The sequence below is a fragment of the Brevundimonas diminuta genome, from assembly GCF_039673845.1.
Lineage (GTDB): Bacteria > Pseudomonadota > Alphaproteobacteria > Caulobacterales > Caulobacteraceae > Brevundimonas > Brevundimonas diminuta_E.
On record NZ_JBDJMK010000004.1, the window covers coordinates 119,698 to 136,686 of the forward strand.

Annotated in this window: 14 protein-coding genes and 1 tRNA gene; 11 read left to right on the forward strand and 4 right to left on the reverse strand. The window is 63.2% G+C overall.

Going from position 1 to position 16,989, the window contains the following annotated elements; all coding sequences use genetic code 11:
• Positions 1–2: 2 nt before the first annotated feature.
• Positions 3–455 (reverse strand): NUDIX hydrolase, encoded by a 453-nt coding sequence (locus ABE454_RS05530; protein WP_346529826.1) that lies wholly within the window; start codon positions 453–455, stop codon positions 3–5.
• Between the two features lie 77 nt (positions 456–532).
• Between ABE454_RS05530 and ABE454_RS05535 the strand changes: the two genes are divergently transcribed.
• The 4 genes from ABE454_RS05535 (at position 533) to ABE454_RS05550 (ending at position 4,731) form a co-directional block, all read left to right on the forward strand.
• Positions 533–1,936, forward strand: coding sequence for an FAD-binding oxidoreductase (locus tag ABE454_RS05535; RefSeq protein WP_346529828.1), 1,404 nt, complete (start codon positions 533–535; stop codon positions 1,934–1,936).
• A gap of 95 nt (positions 1,937–2,031) precedes the next feature.
• On the forward strand, positions 2,032–2,805 hold the full coding sequence (yaaA, locus tag ABE454_RS05540) for a peroxide stress protein YaaA (protein WP_346530133.1): 774 nt from the start codon (positions 2,032–2,034) through the stop codon (positions 2,803–2,805).
• 65 nt (positions 2,806–2,870) lie between these two features.
• Positions 2,871–3,668 (forward strand): 3-hydroxybutyrate dehydrogenase, encoded by a 798-nt coding sequence (locus ABE454_RS05545; RefSeq protein ID WP_346529829.1) that lies wholly within the window; start codon positions 2,871–2,873, stop codon positions 3,666–3,668.
• Positions 3,669–3,708: 40 nt separating this feature from the next.
• On the forward strand, positions 3,709–4,731 hold the full coding sequence (locus tag ABE454_RS05550; protein ID WP_346529832.1) for a patatin-like phospholipase family protein: 1,023 nt from the start codon (positions 3,709–3,711) through the stop codon (positions 4,729–4,731).
• Here the strand turns inward: ABE454_RS05550 and ABE454_RS05555 are convergent.
• Positions 4,728–5,666: an L-threonylcarbamoyladenylate synthase gene (locus tag ABE454_RS05555; RefSeq protein WP_346529834.1), complete on the reverse strand. Its 939-nt coding sequence runs from the start codon at positions 5,664–5,666 to the stop codon at positions 4,728–4,730. The genes ABE454_RS05550 and ABE454_RS05555 overlap by 4 nt on opposite strands.
• Before the next feature lie 138 nt (positions 5,667–5,804).
• Between ABE454_RS05555 and ABE454_RS05560 the strand changes: the two genes are divergently transcribed.
• The 4 genes from ABE454_RS05560 (at position 5,805) to ABE454_RS05575 (ending at position 9,940) form a co-directional block, all read left to right on the forward strand.
• Complete coding sequence (locus ABE454_RS05560; RefSeq protein ID WP_346529836.1) at positions 5,805–7,589, forward strand: acyl-CoA dehydrogenase; 1,785 nt, start codon at positions 5,805–5,807, stop codon at positions 7,587–7,589.
• A gap of 66 nt (positions 7,590–7,655) precedes the next feature.
• Entirely contained in the window at positions 7,656–8,450 is a 795-nt protein-coding gene (locus tag ABE454_RS05565; protein WP_346529837.1) for an energy transducer TonB, read from the forward strand.
• Positions 8,451–8,458: 8 nt separating this feature from the next.
• Positions 8,459–9,208 (forward strand): energy transducer TonB, encoded by a 750-nt coding sequence (locus ABE454_RS05570; RefSeq protein ID WP_346529839.1) that lies wholly within the window; start codon positions 8,459–8,461, stop codon positions 9,206–9,208.
• A 15-nt stretch (positions 9,209–9,223) separates the two neighbouring features.
• Complete coding sequence (locus ABE454_RS05575) at positions 9,224–9,940, forward strand: energy transducer TonB (protein ID WP_346529842.1); 717 nt, start codon at positions 9,224–9,226, stop codon at positions 9,938–9,940.
• Here the strand turns inward: ABE454_RS05575 and ABE454_RS05580 are convergent.
• Complete coding sequence (locus ABE454_RS05580) at positions 9,895–10,728, reverse strand: trypsin-like serine peptidase (protein ID WP_346529843.1); 834 nt, start codon at positions 10,726–10,728, stop codon at positions 9,895–9,897. The two genes, ABE454_RS05575 and ABE454_RS05580, sit on opposite strands and share 46 nt — an antisense overlap.
• Positions 10,729–10,800: 72 nt before the next feature.
• Here ABE454_RS05580 and ABE454_RS05585 point away from each other — a divergent pair, with 72 nt between their 5' ends.
• The 3 genes from ABE454_RS05585 (at position 10,801) to ABE454_RS05595 (ending at position 13,697) form a co-directional block, all read left to right on the forward strand.
• A complete protein-coding gene (locus tag ABE454_RS05585; protein ID WP_346529845.1) occupies positions 10,801–12,978 on the forward strand; it encodes a S9 family peptidase in 2,178 nt (725 codons plus the stop codon).
• On the forward strand, positions 12,975–13,517 hold the full coding sequence (locus tag ABE454_RS05590) for a GNAT family N-acetyltransferase (RefSeq protein WP_346529848.1): 543 nt from the start codon (positions 12,975–12,977) through the stop codon (positions 13,515–13,517). Before ABE454_RS05585 ends, ABE454_RS05590 begins: the two co-directional genes overlap by 4 nt.
• A 103-nt stretch (positions 13,518–13,620) precedes the next feature.
• A tRNA-Asp gene (locus tag ABE454_RS05595) sits at positions 13,621–13,697 on the forward strand.
• Between the two features lie 211 nt (positions 13,698–13,908).
• Here ABE454_RS05595 and ABE454_RS05600 read toward each other — a convergent pair.
• Positions 13,909–16,911, reverse strand: a complete 3,003-nt coding sequence (locus tag ABE454_RS05600; protein WP_346529849.1) for a TonB-dependent receptor domain-containing protein — start codon at positions 16,909–16,911, stop codon at positions 13,909–13,911.
• Between the last annotated feature and the right edge of the window lie 78 nt (positions 16,912–16,989).

Below are 16,989 nucleotides of genomic sequence, written 5' to 3' on the forward strand. Positions count from 1 at the left end.
GCTTAACCGCCGCAGGGGTCCGGCGCTACAGAATCCGGTTCCGACCGGATGACATCACCGTCAGCCATCCGCCGCGCCGTGCGGATGATCCGGCGCGTCTCGTCCCAGTCGACCATGGCCAGCGCTGTCTCGAACGGAAAGAAACCCGCCTCCGCCGCATCGTCGCCCGCGACCGGTTCGCCGGACACCCACCGCGCGGCGTAGTCGATCAGGACATAATGCCGCCCCGCCTCGGGAAAGAGGCCGTCCACCACATCCACCAGACCGATCAGTTCCGCCTCGACCGCCGTTTCTTCGCGCAGTTCGCGCAGGGCGGCGTCGGCCAGACGCTCGCCCGGTTCCAGACGCCCGCCCGGCAGGCTCCACTCGCCCGTGCGCGGCGGCGTTCCGCGACGGATCAGCAGGACTTCGTCGCCTTTCAGGCACACCACGCCCACGGCCGGCGTCGGAATCATGTTTTGCCCCCAAATTGACCGCCAGAAGGCATGGTTTTGCGCTTCCACCACGGGCTGCCTTTTGCCACAAGGCCGATATGACCCTCCCGACGCCAGAATCCCTCGCTGAACTGAAAGCCGCCCTGCCCGGCGCCTGGACGCAAGACGCCGCCGAGATGGCGCCGTGGCTGACCGAATGGCGCGGCCGCTGGACCGGCGAGACGCCGCTGCTGCTGCAACCGCGCACGACCAAAGAGGTGGCCCGCGCCGTCGAAATCTGCGCGCGTCACGGCGTGGCCGTGGTGACGCAGGGCGGCGGCACCGGACTGGTCGGCGGTCAGATTCCTTATGGCGAGGTTCTGCTGTCCACGCGCAAGCTGCGGGCGGTGCGCGACGTGACGCCGCTGGACGACGCCATGACGGTCGAGGCGGGCGTGACCCTGCTGGAGGCGCAGGAACTGGCCAAGGAAAAAGACCGCTTCTTCCCCCTCAGCCTTGCGGCCGAAGGGTCAGCCACCATCGGCGGCGTCATCTCGACCAACGCGGGCGGCACGGCCGTCCTGCGCTACGGCATGATGCGCGATCTGGTTCTGGGCATCGAGGCGGTCATGCCGGACGGTCAGGTGTTCAACGGCCTGAAGCGCCTGCGCAAGGACAACACCGGCTATGACCTGAAGCAGATGTTCATCGGCGCCGAGGGCACTTTGGGCGTCGTCACGGCGGCGACGCTGAAGCTGTTCCCCATCATGCGCAGCCGCGCCACGGCCATCGTCGGACTGGAGAGCCATCACGACGCGGTCGTGCTGCTGGCCCGCGCCAAGGCCGAGACCGGCGGCGGGGTGGAAGCCTTCGAGCTGATGAAGCGGCTGGGCATGAGCCTGGTGCTGAAGAACATCCCCGACACGCGCGAACCGCTGGAATCGACGCCGCCCTGGTCTGTGCTGATCGAACTGACCTCGGGCGAGCCGGACGGCGCCGAGGCGGCGATGGAGCGTCTGCTGACCGCCGCCTTCGAGGAAGGCCTGATCGTCGACGCCGCCATCGCCCAGAACGACGCCCAGAAGGCTGAATTCTGGCGCCTGCGCGAAGAGCATTCCGCCGCCCTCAAGCCCGAAGGCGGCGGCTGGAAGCATGACGTTTCGGTTCCCGTCTCGCGAATCGCCGATTTCATCGACGAGGCGACGACGGCGGTCGAGAAATTCCATCCGGGTTGCCGCGTGTCGGTTTTCGGCCACGTGGGCGACGGCAATCTTCACTATGATGTGATCCCTGGCGTGGGCGAGGATGTCGCCGCCTTCATCGCCCGCTGGATGGAGGGATCAGAGGTCATCCACGATGTCGTGGCCCGTTATGACGGCTCGATTTCAGCTGAACACGGTCTGGGACGGCTGAAAACAGACGAAGCGCGACGCTATAAAACGCCTCTGGAAATCGCGACCATGCAGGCGATCCGTCAGGCCATCGATCCGCTGAGGATCATGAATCCGGCGGTCCTTTTCTAAAGACTCGCGAACATATGTGACGTTTCAGGCGGTTCAAAACGTCATGGAAGCGGCCTATGAGGCGCGCTCTTGAGACGCATACGGAGTCGATCGTCTTGTTGATCGTCCTGTCCCCGGCCAAAAAGCTGGACTTCAAACCGCCCGCCATCGACGCCCCCGTGACGCCACGGCGATGCGCCGATGAGACGGCCGAACTGGCCAAGGTGACGCGCGAACTCAGCCGCGCGGACCTGCGCCGCCTGATGTCCATTTCCGACGCCCTGGCCGAGCTGAACTACCAGCGCTTTCAGGCCTTCGACAACGACACGTCAGAAGGCGCGCTGCAGGCCGTCTTCGCCTTCGCGGGCGATGTCTATGACGGATTGTCAGCCCGCACCCTGACGACCGACGACCTGAACTGGGCGCAGGATCATCTGCGCATCCTGTCGGGTTTCTACGGCCTGCTGCGGCCGCTGGATGCGATCCAGCCCTATCGGCTGGAGATGGGCATTCGTCTGAAGACCAAGCGCGGCGCCACCCTTTATGACTTCTGGGGCGAGCGGATTTCGCTGCGTCTGAACGAAGACGCCGGAAAACTGGCCGAACAGACGCTGGTGAACCTGGCCAGCCACGAATATTTCGGCGCAGTCGATGCGCGAGCGCTGAAGCTGCCGGTCGTGACCCCCCACTTCAAGGAGAAGAAGGACGGCGAAGCCCGCATCATCTCCTTCTACGCCAAGAAGGCCCGCGGCGGCATGGCCCGCTTCGCCATCGAGAACCGGTTGGAGAAGGTCGAAGACCTGAAAGCCTACGACCGCGACGGCTATCGCTTCGACAAAAATCTTTCGACGGATACGGACTGGATATTCATCAGGGAAGGAAATTCCTGATCGCCAGATTGAACGACTGCGGTTAGGTTGCGTTGCAGCATCATCATCCACGGGTTCTTTCTGTCATGTTCGCGATGAACGATCTCAAGGGCCGCGTCGCGGTCGTCACCGGCTCGACCTCGGGCATCGGTCTGGCGTTTGCGCGGGCGGTCGCCCTGTGCGGCGGCGATGTGGTGCTGAACGGCCTTGGCGACGCTGACGCCATCGAAAAGACGCGCGCTGATCTGGCCGCCGAGACTGGCGTGCGCGTCCTCTATCACCCGGCCGACATGACCCAGCCGGATCAGATCGAGGACATGATCGCCACGGCGCAGCGCGAACTGGGCCACCTCGACATCCTGGTCAACAACGCCGGCATCCAGCACGTCGAAGCCGTCGAGAACTTCCCCGCTGATGCGTGGGAAAAGATCATCGCCATCAACCTGTCCTCGACCTTCTACGCCACCAAGGCGGCGATCCCGATCATGAAGGCTCAGGGGCGCGGCCGGATCATCAACATCGCCTCGGCTCACGGTCTGGTCGCCAGCCCGTTCAAGTCGGCCTATGTCGCGGCCAAGCACGGCGTGATCGGCTTCACCAAGACGGTGGCGCTGGAACTGGCGCAGGACAACATCACCTGCAACGCCATCTGCCCCGGCTTTGTCGAGACGCCGATCGTCGCCAAGCAGATTCAGGATCAGGCCCGCACCCGCAACATGAGCGAAGAAGACGTGATGAAGAACGTCATCCTGGGCTCGCAGCCGACCAAGCGTTTCGTCACGACCGACGAACTGGCGGGCATCTTCCTCTATCTGGCGTCGGACCTCGGCGCCTCGGCCAACGGCGCCCACTTCTCTGTCGATGGCGGCTGGACAGCCCAATAGCCTGATTGCGCCCTGCGCGGGCTGAACGACGGAGAGGCTGATGGCGAAACGCAAACCTGTCTGTCTGGCCCTGCAGGGCGGCGGCGCGCACGGCGCCTTTCAATGGGGCGTGCTGGACCGGCTGCTTGAGGCCGATGTGCTGGACGTGCGCGCCGTCACCGCCGCTTCGGCCGGGGCGATGAACGCAGCCGCCCTGATCACCGGGCTGGAGCGTGGCGGCGCCAAGGGCGGACGCGAGGCGCTGGACCTGCTGTGGCGCGAGGTGAACCAGTCCGGCGGCCGCAACGTCTTCGGCGACAGCTCCGTCTGGTCCAAGGCCCTGACGCCCGACTGGCTGAAGGGCACGCCGATGTGGCAAGCGGGGCAGACGCTGGCCCTGTCGATGAGCCCCTACTCCTTCAACCCGTTCAACCTGAACCCGCTGCGCCGGGTTCTGGAGACGGCGGTGGATTTCGAGGCCCTGCGCGCCTCCTCCATCCGCATGTTCGTCTCGACGACAGCCGTTCGCGCAGGCCGTTCGCGCATCTTCAGGTCCGAAGAAATGGCGCCCGAGGTGCTGCTGGCCTCAGCCTGCCTGCCCCAGCTGTTTCAGGCGGTCGAGATTGAGGGCGAGCCCTATTGGGACGGCGGCTATCTGGCCAATCCGGCGCTGTGGCCGTTGTTCTACACCGACACGCCGGACGATATCCTGCTGCTGCCGCTCAATCCGTTCCAGCGTGACGAGGCGCCGCGCGAGGCGGGCGACATCAACGACCGCCTGAACGAGATCGTCTTCAACGCCCCGCTGGTCGCCGAACTGAGGGCCGTCGCCTTCGTTCAGGACCTGATCGCCGAGGGCAAGCTGAAGCCCGGCGAAGACCGTCGGCGCGGCATCCGCATCCACGTCATCGAGGCCGACGAATGGCTAGGCGAGGAGTCGCTGCACTCCAAGTTCGACACCGAGTGGACCTATCTGAACAAGCTGAAACAGCATGGTCGGACAGCCGCCGAGGCATGGCTTGAGGGCTGCCTGCCCAAGGTCGGCAAGGCGTCCAGCGTGGATGTGAAGGCGCGGTTTCTCTAGCCCACGAACCCGGCCGCGCGGCGCAGGCGGTCGTTGATCGCCTCGCCCAGCCCCTTGGCCGGAATGGGCGATACGGCGATCCCGCTGGGCTTGGTGCGGTCCGCCTCACGCAGCAGGCGAAACAGGTTGGCCGCCGCCTCGCGTACGTCGCCGCTCGGGCTGAGGCTCCAGCGTGGATCGCCGACGCCCGCGCCGAAGCCCAGCAGGATCTCCCCGTCCTTCGCTCCGTCCGCCTCGATCCGCACGGGCGCATCGGGCGCATAGTGCAGGGCCAGACGGCCGGGCGAGCGATGCCCCTGCCCGCCTTCGGCCAGAGCCCCGACCACAGCCTCAATCTCTTCGCGGGTGACGGAGCCGGGGCGCAGCAGGGCGACCTGACCGTCCAGCACCGAGACGACAGTGCTCTCGACTCCCACAGCGCAAGGGCCGCCATCGACCGCCGCGCCAACGGCATGCCCCGTCTCTTCCAGAGCGTCGGCGAAGGTCGTCGGACTGGGCCGCCCCGAACGGTTGGCCGACGGCGCGACGACCGGCCCGCCAAAGGCGCCGATGACCGCCCGCGCGCGCGGATGGCCCGGTACGCGCACGGCCACGCTGTCCAGTCCCGCACGCGCCAGATCGCACACCCGTTCGCGATCCCGGACCGGCGCCACAATGGTCAGCGGTCCCGGCCAGAAGGCCTCAGCCAAAGCCCGCGCCTTGGCGTCGAACACCGCGATATCTTCGGCGTCTACGGCATTGGCGACATGGGCGATCAGCGGATTGAAGCGCGGCCGTCCCTTCGCCTCGAAGATTCGCGCCACGGCCTGCGGATTCGATGCGTCAGCCGCCAACCCATAGACCGTCTCGGTCGGCAACATGACCAGACGCCCCGTTTTCAGCGCCTCGGCGGCGATTTCGGGGCTGTCGCCCCTGGCGGGTCGGTCGGCGGGCACGGTCGGCCTTTCCTTACGCGGCGTCAGCCGTTCAAACAGGGGGGCCACAGTGCGCGGAATCTCGACCAAAGTCCAAGCGGGCTTGCGCCCAAGGGCGCGGCGGCCGACAGAAGCGCAACGTCTTTCTGAGGATAACCGATGAGCTACCGCGCCCCCGTCCGTGACATCGCCTTCGCCCTCGACGCCGTGGCCGGGATCGGCCAGGTGGCGGCGACCGGCGCCTTTCCCGATTACGACGCCGATGTCGCCTCAGCCGTGCTGGATGCCGCCGGTCAGTTTTCCGAAGAGGTTCTGGCTCCGCTGAACCGCCCCGGCGATCTGGCGGGCGCCAAATACGCCAACGGCGCCGTGACGGCCGCCCCCGGTTTCGCCGACGCCTATCAGCAGTTCGCAGCGGGCGGCTGGACCAGCCTGACCGCCTCGGTCGAGGCCGGCGGACAGGCCCTGCCCAAGGCGCTGGAGCTGGCGGCCTATGAGACCGTCCACTCGGCCAACATGGCCTTCGGCCTGTGCCCCATGCTGTCGCTGGCCTCCATCGAGGCGCTGGAGCAGGTCGGCAACGAACACCAGAAGGCCACCTATCTGCCCAAGCTGGTCAGCGGCGAATGGACCGGCGCCATGGTGCTGACCGAACCGCACGCCGGGTCCGATCTGGGCGCCCTGACGGCAACGGCGGTTCCCAACGGCGACGGCACCTATGCCCTGACCGGCCAGAAGATCTTCATCACCTGGGGCGACCACGACGCCACGGACAACATCGTCCATCTGGTGCTGGCCCGCCTGCCCGACGCGCCTGCGGGCCCCAAGGGCATCAGCCTGTTCCTGACGCCCAAGTTCGCCGTCAACGCCGATGGTTCTCTGGGCGAGCGCAACGCCTTCCGCCCGGTCGGCGTCGAGCACAAGCTGGGCATCCACGCCTCGCCCACCTGCGTCATGAGCTATGAGGGCGCCCGCGCCGAACTGGTCGGACAGCCGAACCAGGGTCTGGCCCATATGTTCGTCATGATGAACGCCGCCCGTCTGGCCGTCGGCGTCGAGGGCGTCGGCATCGCCGAGCGCGCCTATCAGCACGCCCTGACCTATGCGCTGGAGCGCCGTCAGGGCCGCAGCGTCTGGACCGGCGAAAAGGACGCGCCGATCTTCGATCACCCCGACGTGCGCCGCATGCTGTCGGTGATGAAGGCCAAGGTCGCCGCCGCCCGCGCCATCTGCCTGTCGACCGGCATCGCCGCCGACCTGGCCCGCCACGCCGCCACCGAGGAAGAGCGGAAGGCCTGGAAGGGCCGCGAGGACCTGTTCACCCCGATCGCCAAGGCCTGGTCCACCGACGTCGGCTGCGAGGTCGCCTCGATGGGCGTTCAGGTCCACGGCGGCATGGGCTTCATCGAGGAAACCGGCGCCGCTCAATACTATCGCGACGCCCGCATCACCCCGATCTATGAAGGCACTAACGGCATTCAGGCCATGGATCTGGTGGGCCGCAAACTGTCGATGGACGGCGGCGAGTCGGCCAAGGCCCTGATCGCCGAGATGAAGACCACGCTGGCGCAGATCGACCGCCTCTATACCGGCAAGCCGGTCGAGCGTTTCGCCACCGCCATCGAGGCGGTCGAGGACGCCACCCTTTGGCTGCTGGACGCCAAGTCGGACCCGGCCCGCGCCGCCGACGTCCTGTCAGGCGCCGACGCCTATCTGAAACTGATGGGCGATGTGGTCGGCGGCTGGATGCTGGCCAAGGGCGCTCTTGCCGCCAAGGCGAAGCTGGACGCCAATGACGGCGACGCCGCCTGGCTACAGGGCAAGCTGGACCTCTATGAAGTCTACGCCGCCAATGTGCTGGGCCACGTCTCCAGCCGTCTGGCCGCCGTCGGACAGGGCGGCGACCTGCTGCAACGCATGAGCGTCGAAGCCCTGGCAGGCTGATCGCCGATTACATGACTTGAGCTGCGAACGCCTCCTGTGCAACCTCAGCACCGGAGGCGTTTTCGTATGCAACGATTACTGGTGACGGCAGTTCTAACGCTGACGTTGATGGGGGGCAGCGCTTTCGCTCATACCCAAGACAAGCCCTCCAGCAGGTCCAAGCCTGTTTCAATCGAAAATCCCTCATGGATCGTTCCGCCACAGGTCGATGAGGAGGACTATCCGCTCTTCGCCCTGTATCTGAACGTCAACGGAGATGTGACGCTGGAGTGCGCCGTGACCTCCCTTGGCAGCCCTGAGTCTTGCCTGGTCATTGAGGAGCGCCCTGTCGGGTTGGGGTTCGGCGACGCCGCCAAACGGATCATCCTCAGGCACCGCCTCAACCCTCGCCGTGTCAATGGAGTCGCCACACCATCCCAATTTGTCGTCAGGCTGCCATTCACAGTTTACGATGACGACAATGGCGAGATGGTCGATATTCCCGTCTGGTCTGGCCCTGAACCTTCGCCCGCCCTCCTTGCGAATGCTCGCGACGTCGTGGCGGCGGTCGGGATGCCTTCAGTCGAAGAGCGACTGGGTCTTTATGATCTGCCGGACGATCGGCGCGCGACCATCCTGTCCTGGACTGAAGAACTCTTTCCTTCAGATGATGCGCTGGCGGAATCCATGGCCTTGGGTATGGCGCGCCTGTGGGCCAAGGAATCAAGCGATCGCTTCATTTTCGGTGAAAATGCCCCAGAGATCACTGAATTGGACGCCTTTTCTGCCTATTCCGCCTCAGATTTCATCAAAATCGATGCTGAAATGAAACGTCGATACTGCGCTGCCTATGGATGTGAAGGCGAGCGGCCACAGCCATGATAGTCATCATGGCGCTGACCCTAGGCCTTTTGCCTGACCAAGCCCTACAGGAGCCTCCGCCTGTAGCTTGGGTCACCCGCCCCGTCCCGACATCAGACGACTTCCCGCCTTTCGCCGCCGCCCTGGGTATTGGCGGATATGTTGAAGTGAACTGTCTGACGCCTGCAGACGGCCAGCCGAACGCCTGCACCGCCATGCGCGCCCGGCCCGACGGTCTGGGGTTCGCCGAATCCGCCGTGGCCGTCATTCAGCGCGCCCGACTGACGCCTGCCGCACCCGGCGTCACGCCTCAGGAGCGCGCCTTCAAGGTGCGGATTCCGTTCAACAACCTCCCCTTCTACAGCGAAAACGCGCCCGCGTGGTCCGGCCCGCAGCCTGACGCAATCCAACTGGAAAGCGGCCGTCGTTTCGCGCAACGCAGCGTCGCGCCCCTCGTCCGTCTGAGGCGGCAATGGCAGCTGGATCAGATGCCGCCCGAAATGCGCCGGACGACTGAAGGCTGGATCAGTGAACTGTTCGGCGACCTTGAAACCGAGCGACAGAGGCGGGGGATGGCGGTCGCTCGCGTTCTGGCCTTGCGCGACCTGAAGACCATGCCGACCAGTCAGCCGGATGACTGGGATCAGTCCTGGGTTCCACAACTGGAAGAAGCCGGACGCGACCTCTATCCGCGCGAACCGATGATCGAACTCCGCCGCCGCTATTGCGCCCGCTACGACTGCGGGCTAACGGCCGAAAACGTTGCCAGCCCTGAATAGCCTGGAGTTCCCCGCATGATTACGCTTCTGGCGACCCTGGCTCTGCTGGCTGAACCTGCACATTGGGAGACAGCGCCGGATGTGAAGCCCGCCGACTACCCAGCCCTGGCCAAAGATCTGCGGATCAACGGGACCGTCACGCTGGAGTGCATGAATAACGAAAGCGGCGCCCTGTCCCGGTGCGGGGCCATGTCGGCCAAGCCGGCCGATGCGGGCTTTCAACAGGCCGCCCTGGCCGTCGTGTTCCGAGGGCGCGTGGCTCAACCTGCGGGCGTTCCGTTCACTATCGAACTGCCCTTCGATATCCTGCTGGAAGGCGACGAACCGCTGCGTCAACCTTGGGAGGGGCCCGAGCCCGGCCCAGAACATATCCGGGCCGCCAAGGCCTTCACCGACAGCTTCTATGGCGGCAGCCGTTCTGCGGCCGAACGCTCGATCAGGGACTGGAAGGTCGATGAGATGCCGCCCGAAAAGGCTGCGCTGCTGCGCGGCTGGATGGCCGAGCTATACCCCGACCTTGAAGCTGAGAAAGCCTGGCAGGCCGCAGGGATCGCCCGCGTCCTGGCGCTGCACGGCGTGGACTATCTGCCGACCGTGAAACCGATCGGCTGGGACGTCTGGTATGCTCAGGTCAGCCGCGCCAGCCCGGAAGACCCCGCTCTGATCAGAAACGAAATGCGCCGCCGCTACTGCGCGGCGTTCGATTGCGGCGCAGGCTCAGCGGTCGACTGATCCAGCAGGGCGATCGTCTCGCGCACATAGTCGGCATGGACCACGACGCCCAGGTCGATGCCCTGTCCGCCGCTCTGAACCTCTTGAACCAGCACCCCGGCGATGAAGGGATGGTCGGGAACCGGCGCGCCCGGCACGCGACGCGCCGCCGGGGTCCAGAAGACCGGGCCGCCCGAATTGCCCTGCGCCACCACGAAGTCGAGCAGGAAGGTCGGGAAATGCCGGATCGGCGTCAGCGGCCATGAACTGATCCGCCCCAGCCGCAGGATGGGAAAGCCCGCCCGGTTGGCCGACAGTCCATGCGGATAGCCCAGCGCCATCAGTTCATCCCCCGGCCCCATGCGCCAGCGATCGAACGCCCCCGCATCGGCCAGCCAGCCCGCCGGGATCGCCGCCTGCGCAAAGGCGGGCGGCGCCGAAATCTGCATCACCGCCACATCGCGCTCGGGGTGAGAGGTCCAGACCGGCGCGCCCGCCGCGTCACGGATGGTCAGGGTTTCCGGCGTGAACTTCCAGGCGCCGTCCGCCTCAGCCGTGCGCCAGCCGATCCGCGCCTCACGCCCCGGCATGACATCCAGCACATGGCGCGCAGTTACCAACAGAACGCGCGGCGTCCCATCTGGACTGGGCGCGGAAATCAGAAAGCCTGTGCCGACCTTCCTCTGGCCGCCGTCGATGGCCTGATCCAGTTGCACGGTGGCGTTGATGACCCCGACGGTCAAATCCCATTCGGGCGGCGCAGCGGCGACAACGGCCGGTTGTTCGGGCGGAAGATCCTGAATGACCATGTCGCCATTTGACGCCGGACGCCGCCGGGCACAAGGTCCGGCTCAAATCATATTCAGGGGGAAGCCCACGCCATGAACCGCCGTGAACTGATCGCCTCGACCGCCGCTGTCGGCGTGATCGCCGCCTCCCCCGCCCTTGCCCGCCAGAGTACCGGAGCCTCGATGTCCAAGCCCACCCCGCCCGTCGCCAAGAAGGTCCCCGTCCGCATCGAACAGCTGGGCCGCGTCCGCGTCGACGACTATCAGTGGATGAAGGACGACAACTGGCAGGCCGTGTTGCGCGATCCCTCGCTGATCAAGGCTGACGTCAAGGAACACCTGACAGCCGAGAACGCCTATCGCGAGGCCATGATGGCCTCCACCTTGCCCCTGCAGGCCCAGATGTTCGAAGAGATGAAGGGCCGCATCAAGGAAGACGACAGCTCCGTCCCCGCCGCCGACGGGCCGTGGGAATACTACGTCCGCTACAACACCGGCGACCAGCACCCGCTCTATTGCCGCCGCCCGCGCGGGAAAAAAGATGGCGAGGTCATCCTGCTGGACTGCAACAAGCTGGCCGAGGGCAAGGCCTATTCGGAAGTCTCGGCGACCGAACACAGCCCCGACCACGCCCTGTTCGGCTATGCCGAGGACGCACAGGGTTCCGAAGTCTACAAGATCTATGTGAAGGATCTGGCCACCGGCGAAGTGCTGCCTGACCCGATCGAATCGGCCAGCGCCAACTTCACCTTCTCGCCCGACAGCCAGTGGATTTTCTGGACCAACCGCGACGACAACGGCCGTCCGGACAAGATCTTCCGCCGCCCGGCGCGCGGCGGCGAAACCGCGCTGGTCAATGAAGAAACCGACGAGGGCATGTTCCAGGGCATCGGCCGCACCGCCGACGACGCCTTCATCGTTATCTCCATCGGCAATCAAGAAACCTCGGAAAGCCGCATCATACCAGCCGCCACCCCCACGGCGACGCCCGTGGTGGCCGAGCCGCGCCACGTCGGCCGCCTGTATGATCTGGACCACTGGGGCGACCGTTGGGTCATCCGCACCAACGCCGACGACGCCATCGACTTCAAGGTGATGGAGGCGCCGACCAACGCTCCGGGCAAGGCCAACTGGAAGGATCTGATCCCCCACACGCCGGGCCGTTACATCGAGGGCGTCGCCCTCGTGAAGGACTATCTCGGCCGTCAGGAGCGCGCCGACGCCAACACCAAGATCGTCATCCGCGACCGCGCCGGCGCCGAGCATGAGATCGCCGTGGACGAGCCCGCCTACGCCCTGTCGCTGGGCGGCGCGTCGGAGTTCGACACCACGGTCATGCGCTATGGCTACAACTCGCCTTCGACGCCGACCTCGACCTATGACTACGACCTGAAGACGCGCGAGCGCACCTTGCGCAAGGTTCAGGAAATCCCCTCGGGCCACAATTCGGCGGATTATGTGGTCGAGCGGCTGAACGCCCCGGCCTCGGATGGCGAACTGGTGCCGGTGACGGTGTTGCGCCGCAAGGACACGCCGGTCGACGGGTCGGCGCCGTTGCTGCTCTATGGCTACGGCTCCTACGGCATCCCGATGGCGGCCAGTTTCGCGACCAACCGTCTGTCGCTGGTTGACCGCGGCTTCATCTACGCCATCGCCCACATCCGCGGCGGTTCGGACAAGGGCTGGAACTGGTTCCTGACCGCCCGGCGCTTCACCAAGAAGAACACCTTCACCGACTTCGTCGCCGCCGCCGAACACCTGATCGCGCGCAACTACACCAAGGCCGGGAACATCGTGGCCGAAGGCCGCTCGGCAGGCGGCCTGCTAATGGGCGCCATCACCAATATGCGGCCGGACCTATGGGCGGGCGTGATCGGCGGCGTGCCCTTCGTCGACGTCATCAACACCATGAGCGACACCAGCCTGCCCCTGACCCCGCCAGAGTGGCCCGAATGGGGTAATCCGCTGGAGGACGCCGCCGCCTACGACTACATCCACTCCTACAGCCCCTATGACCAGATCGAGGCCAAGCCCTACCCCGCCCTGCTGGCGACCGGCGGCCTGTCCGACCCGCGCGTCACCTATTGGGAGCCTGAGAAGTGGGTAGCCAAGCTGCGTCCCGCCTCGACCTCCGGCAAACCGGTGCTGTTGAAGATCAACATGGAGGCGGGCCACTTCGCCTCTTCGGGGCGGTTCGACTACCTCAAGGACATCGCCCACGACTATGCCTTCGCCGTCTGGGCTGTCGAAAAGGGCTGGGAAAAGGCGTGATCATCCGGCCGTTTGCGGAAGCCGATCTGGCGGCCGTAACGGCCATCTACGCCGACAGCGTGCTGAACGGCACGGGGACGTTCGAACTGGACGTCCCCACCGTCGACGAAATGCACACCCGTCTGGCCGCGCCCGCCGCTCTGGGCCTGCCCGTCCTGGTCGCGCAGATCGACGCGGAGGTCGCAGGTTACGCCTATGCCGCGCCTTACCGGCTGCGCGCCGCCTATCGTTTCATGGTCGAGGATTCGATCTATGTCTCGACGGCCTTTCGCGGCAGGGGCGTAGGCAGGGCCCTGCTGGACGCTCTTTTGAACGACTGCACCACCCTTGGCATGCGTCAGATGGTGGCAGTGATCGGCGACAGCGCCAATGCCGGCTCCATCGCCCTGCATGAAGCTGCCGGTTTCACCCACGCTGGGGTCTTCCGTGACGCCGGATGGAAGTTCGACGGCTGGCGTGACGTCGTCTTCATGCAGAAGGCGCTTGGCCCCGGAGGGTCCGCGTCTCCCGATGCTGCGGGTCTGGATTGCGGCCGCTAGCGTCTGAATTCGCAGATTTTTATCGAAATCACGACAATGCGCTTGACCAACAGCGCGACGCCCCGTATTCGCCCCTTCCTCTCCTCCTCGCGGGGAGAGAAACGCGGGTGTAGCTCAGTTGGTTAGAGTGCCGGCCTGTCACGCCGGAGGTCGCGGGTTCGAGCCCCGTCACTCGCGCCACTCCTTCTCATGAACATGAGGGAGTGGCGCGCCACCCCGCACTACAAAATCATTTGATCCCTGAAGCCTATCCATAGCTCAAGATGCCTTTGATGCTGGGCTCATCTCTCATTTCAAATTAGCCGCTGCCTTCACTCGAAACAGCGCAATATTCATGAAAAAGGCGACGGATCATTGATCCGCCGCCTAATCTTCAAGAACTTGCCTGCACTTAGAAGCGCGCGGTCAAGCCCACAAAGTAACGACGACCCAGAACGTCATAGGTCGACGGGTCCGTATTTGCCTGAATGTTCGGCGAATACATCGGCGGCTGCTCGTCAAACAGGTTATTGACGCCAACACGCAGTGAAACTGCATCGTTCACGTCATAGGTCGCGCGTAGATCGAAATACCACATCGAATCCACACCCGTACCAGATCCGCCTGTAACAGTCGCAGCATGCACCATCGAGTCAATGTAACGAGCCGTAGCCGTCACAGAGAACGGATCCAAACGCCAGTTACCGGAAACCGTATGGCGCCATTCCGGTATAGCCGAACCAGTAGTGTTGCCGATCGATCCGACAAAATCATTGGTCGGATCAGCCGACGACACTTGAGTATTAAATTTCTCAACCCAAGTTGAAAGCACATTAATGCCCAGGTCACCATAACCTCCAAGCGGGAAGCCAACGTTGAAAGCAAAGTCAACGCCGCTTGTTTCCTGCATGGCCTGGTTGCGCGAAAACTGTTGAACTCGAATTACGCCACCAGTCGCCTGATCACGCTGGAACAACTGACACCACTGATTATTGGGATCATAAGTCGGGTTCGCGCCGTCACGATTGAAGCACCGCTGAACAATGGTTGCGACACCGGTAGAACCGATCACATCATCAAGTTTGATCGACCAGTAATCGGCCGAGAAGTACAGCGAATCCATCCAACCGCCCGTACTGAACGGTGAATGCAGGACAAATCCCGCAGTGATCGACTCACCCTTTTCAGGCCTCAGATCCGGATTCCCTCCGCCCAAAGAGTTAGCCTGGCCGTCATAGGTAAAGCTATCTCGCCCAGCCACAACGGACTGGAGGGCGCACAATTGCTGGACTTTCGCGCCATTGGCGCCCTTGCGGTTGAAATCGTTCGCAGCCGTCGACGTATCGCAAGGATCCTGCCCCTTGAAGCCAGGGAAATTATTGGTTCCCGGAGCGAAAAGTTCAGAAATAGTCGGTGAACGCACTGCTGTCTGAACCCCACCACGGAACCTCAGCCAATCATTCACCTGCCAGTCCACATTGGCCTTGGCGCTTTCGCTTGAACCTGAACGGCTGTTCTCGGAGACGCGCCAGCCCAGCGAAAGCGAAAGATCCTGAACAAAAGGAACATCCTTGACGACCGGGATCAACAGTTCCGCAAAAACGTCTTTCCAGTTCAGGAAGCCCTTAACCGGCAACTGCTCATTGAAACCAGCCACAAGGCCTGGCTGCAGCCCGCCATCCGGACGGAAATCAAAGTCGATTTCACGGTAGCTGCCGCCAAATGCCGCCTGAACCGGACCAGCAGGCAATTGGAAGAGGTCACCGCTCACAGTTCCTTCAATTACTGACTGTTGTGCAACCGTCAGGTTTTTGGCTTCAAGACTGATCCATTTTGCACAAGCTGCATCAATCGGCGCCGCACCGAAGAGATTGAGACCGTTGGGGCAAGCACCTCCGGACAACGCAGCCTGCTGCGCTATTGTCGGCGCGCGGAAAGCGGCTACGCGAGCTGCATATTGAGCAGCTGTTTCTGTATCGCCTTTTGCTTCAACGTGACCAAGCAGCTGACCAACACGATCACGGCGAATGTTGCCGCCCTGGATCTCGTTTTGGACTGAACGTCCATATGAGGCATAGAGATCATAGGTCCACGTATTGGTCCGAGCCAGCGCCCCCGAGGTGCCAAGGATTATCTGCCAGACATCGTGAGTATTATACCCCGTACGTCCACCGATATCATTGAAGCGCTTAGAGAAGGCTACAGGTGCATTAGGATCTGGGCGAAGCGCAAGCAGATCACGCAGTTGAGATCCGATAAAGGGGTTATCAACAGCAATATTCCAGCCAGTCGTCCCACCTGCTGGCGTTGGAGCGAGTTCCTGAAGAGCATTATAGTTCGTATAAGAAGCCTGAACAAAGGGCTTGAAGTGTTTGTTTACTTCATAGTTAACTCTAGTAAACAGATTCCACCGCTCCATCGGGAGCACTAGAATGTTATCTGGTTCAAAGTTATAAGAAAATATATTTGGCGCAAATCCAGTAGCAATTGCTGCATCCGGCCCCGTGTAGCCATACATATTATAATTAGCGTTATTACTCAATCCAGTACAAAACAGACTTCCGTCTGGATTGAAACCAAAACCCGCATGGCCGCCGCTGTAATGGCATCGATTTGACCCGCCAAATACGTTATCAACCTTACCTTGATCTGGAGCATTAGCACCGAATGCGACCGAACCGCCGGGGAACACACCGGTCGTGTTACTTGCCTGTGCAGCGAATTCACGAGCGCCTTTATACATAACTTCACGGTTGAAATAGCTGGCATTAAAGACAGCATTGCCGCGGCCATCACCAAAGCGACCGCCGAAAGTGATGTCTGTTCCCCACTCCTGCCCGTCACCCTGTTCAGTCAGACGGTACTGCGAGTCTAGTTGAATACCTTCGAAATCATTCTTCAACATGAAGTTGATCACGCCCGACACGGCATCAGCGCCATAGGTCGAGGCTGCACCACCACTGATGATTTCAACACGTTCAATCAGAGCAGCAGGAATTGTATTGACGTCAACCGTGCCACCAGCCGTCGACCCCATCGGACGGCGCCCATCGATCAAAACGAGGTTACGACCTGATCCCAAGCCGCGCAGATCGATAAAAGCCCGGCCGTTAGAACTGGGATTATTCGACTGAGAGCTCAGACCCGCCGTCACTTGAGGCAAGGTGTTCAGATACTGCTCAACCGTAGTCGAACCAGAGTGCGTGATATCCTCTTGCTGAACAGTCAGTACCGGGCTCTCGGCGACAGCGTCACGCCGGGCGATACGTGAACCGGTAACCACCACCTCATCGACACGAGCGACATCTTCTTGCGACGCACTCTGCGCGAACGCAGGGGCGGCAAAACCGATGGCAGCCACTCCGGCGATCATCGTCGTCGCCAGCAAACGCTTGCGATTCTCAATGGAAATCAATTTTCCCTCCGACAAATAAAGGAGACCAGGCGATGGCAAAAAATCTACCGCTCGGACCTGCGCCTCGAACCCAGCCCC

What these genes read in the sequence shown, in the direction of transcription:
- ABE454_RS05575 (WP_346529842.1), top strand. Translation starts at nt 9,224, where the DNA reads ATGATTACGCTTCTGGCGACCCTGGCTCTGCTGGCTGAACCTGCACAT.
- ABE454_RS05580 (WP_346529843.1), bottom strand. Translation starts at nt 10,728, where the DNA reads ATGGTCATTCAGGATCTTCCGCCCGAACAACCGGCCGTTGTCGCCGCT.
- ABE454_RS05535 (WP_346529828.1), top strand. Translation starts at nt 533, where the DNA reads ATGACCCTCCCGACGCCAGAATCCCTCGCTGAACTGAAAGCCGCCCTG.
- ABE454_RS05530 (WP_346529826.1), bottom strand. Translation starts at nt 455, where the DNA reads ATGATTCCGACGCCGGCCGTGGGCGTGGTGTGCCTGAAAGGCGACGAA.
- ABE454_RS05560 (WP_346529836.1), top strand. Translation starts at nt 5,805, where the DNA reads ATGAGCTACCGCGCCCCCGTCCGTGACATCGCCTTCGCCCTCGACGCC.
- ABE454_RS05570 (WP_346529839.1), top strand. Translation starts at nt 8,459, where the DNA reads ATGGCGCTGACCCTAGGCCTTTTGCCTGACCAAGCCCTACAGGAGCCT.
- ABE454_RS05545 (WP_346529829.1), top strand. Translation starts at nt 2,871, where the DNA reads ATGTTCGCGATGAACGATCTCAAGGGCCGCGTCGCGGTCGTCACCGGC.
- ABE454_RS05565 (WP_346529837.1), top strand. Translation starts at nt 7,656, where the DNA reads ATGCAACGATTACTGGTGACGGCAGTTCTAACGCTGACGTTGATGGGG.
- ABE454_RS05585 (WP_346529845.1), top strand. Translation starts at nt 10,801, where the DNA reads ATGAACCGCCGTGAACTGATCGCCTCGACCGCCGCTGTCGGCGTGATC.
- ABE454_RS05550 (WP_346529832.1), top strand. Translation starts at nt 3,709, where the DNA reads ATGGCGAAACGCAAACCTGTCTGTCTGGCCCTGCAGGGCGGCGGCGCG.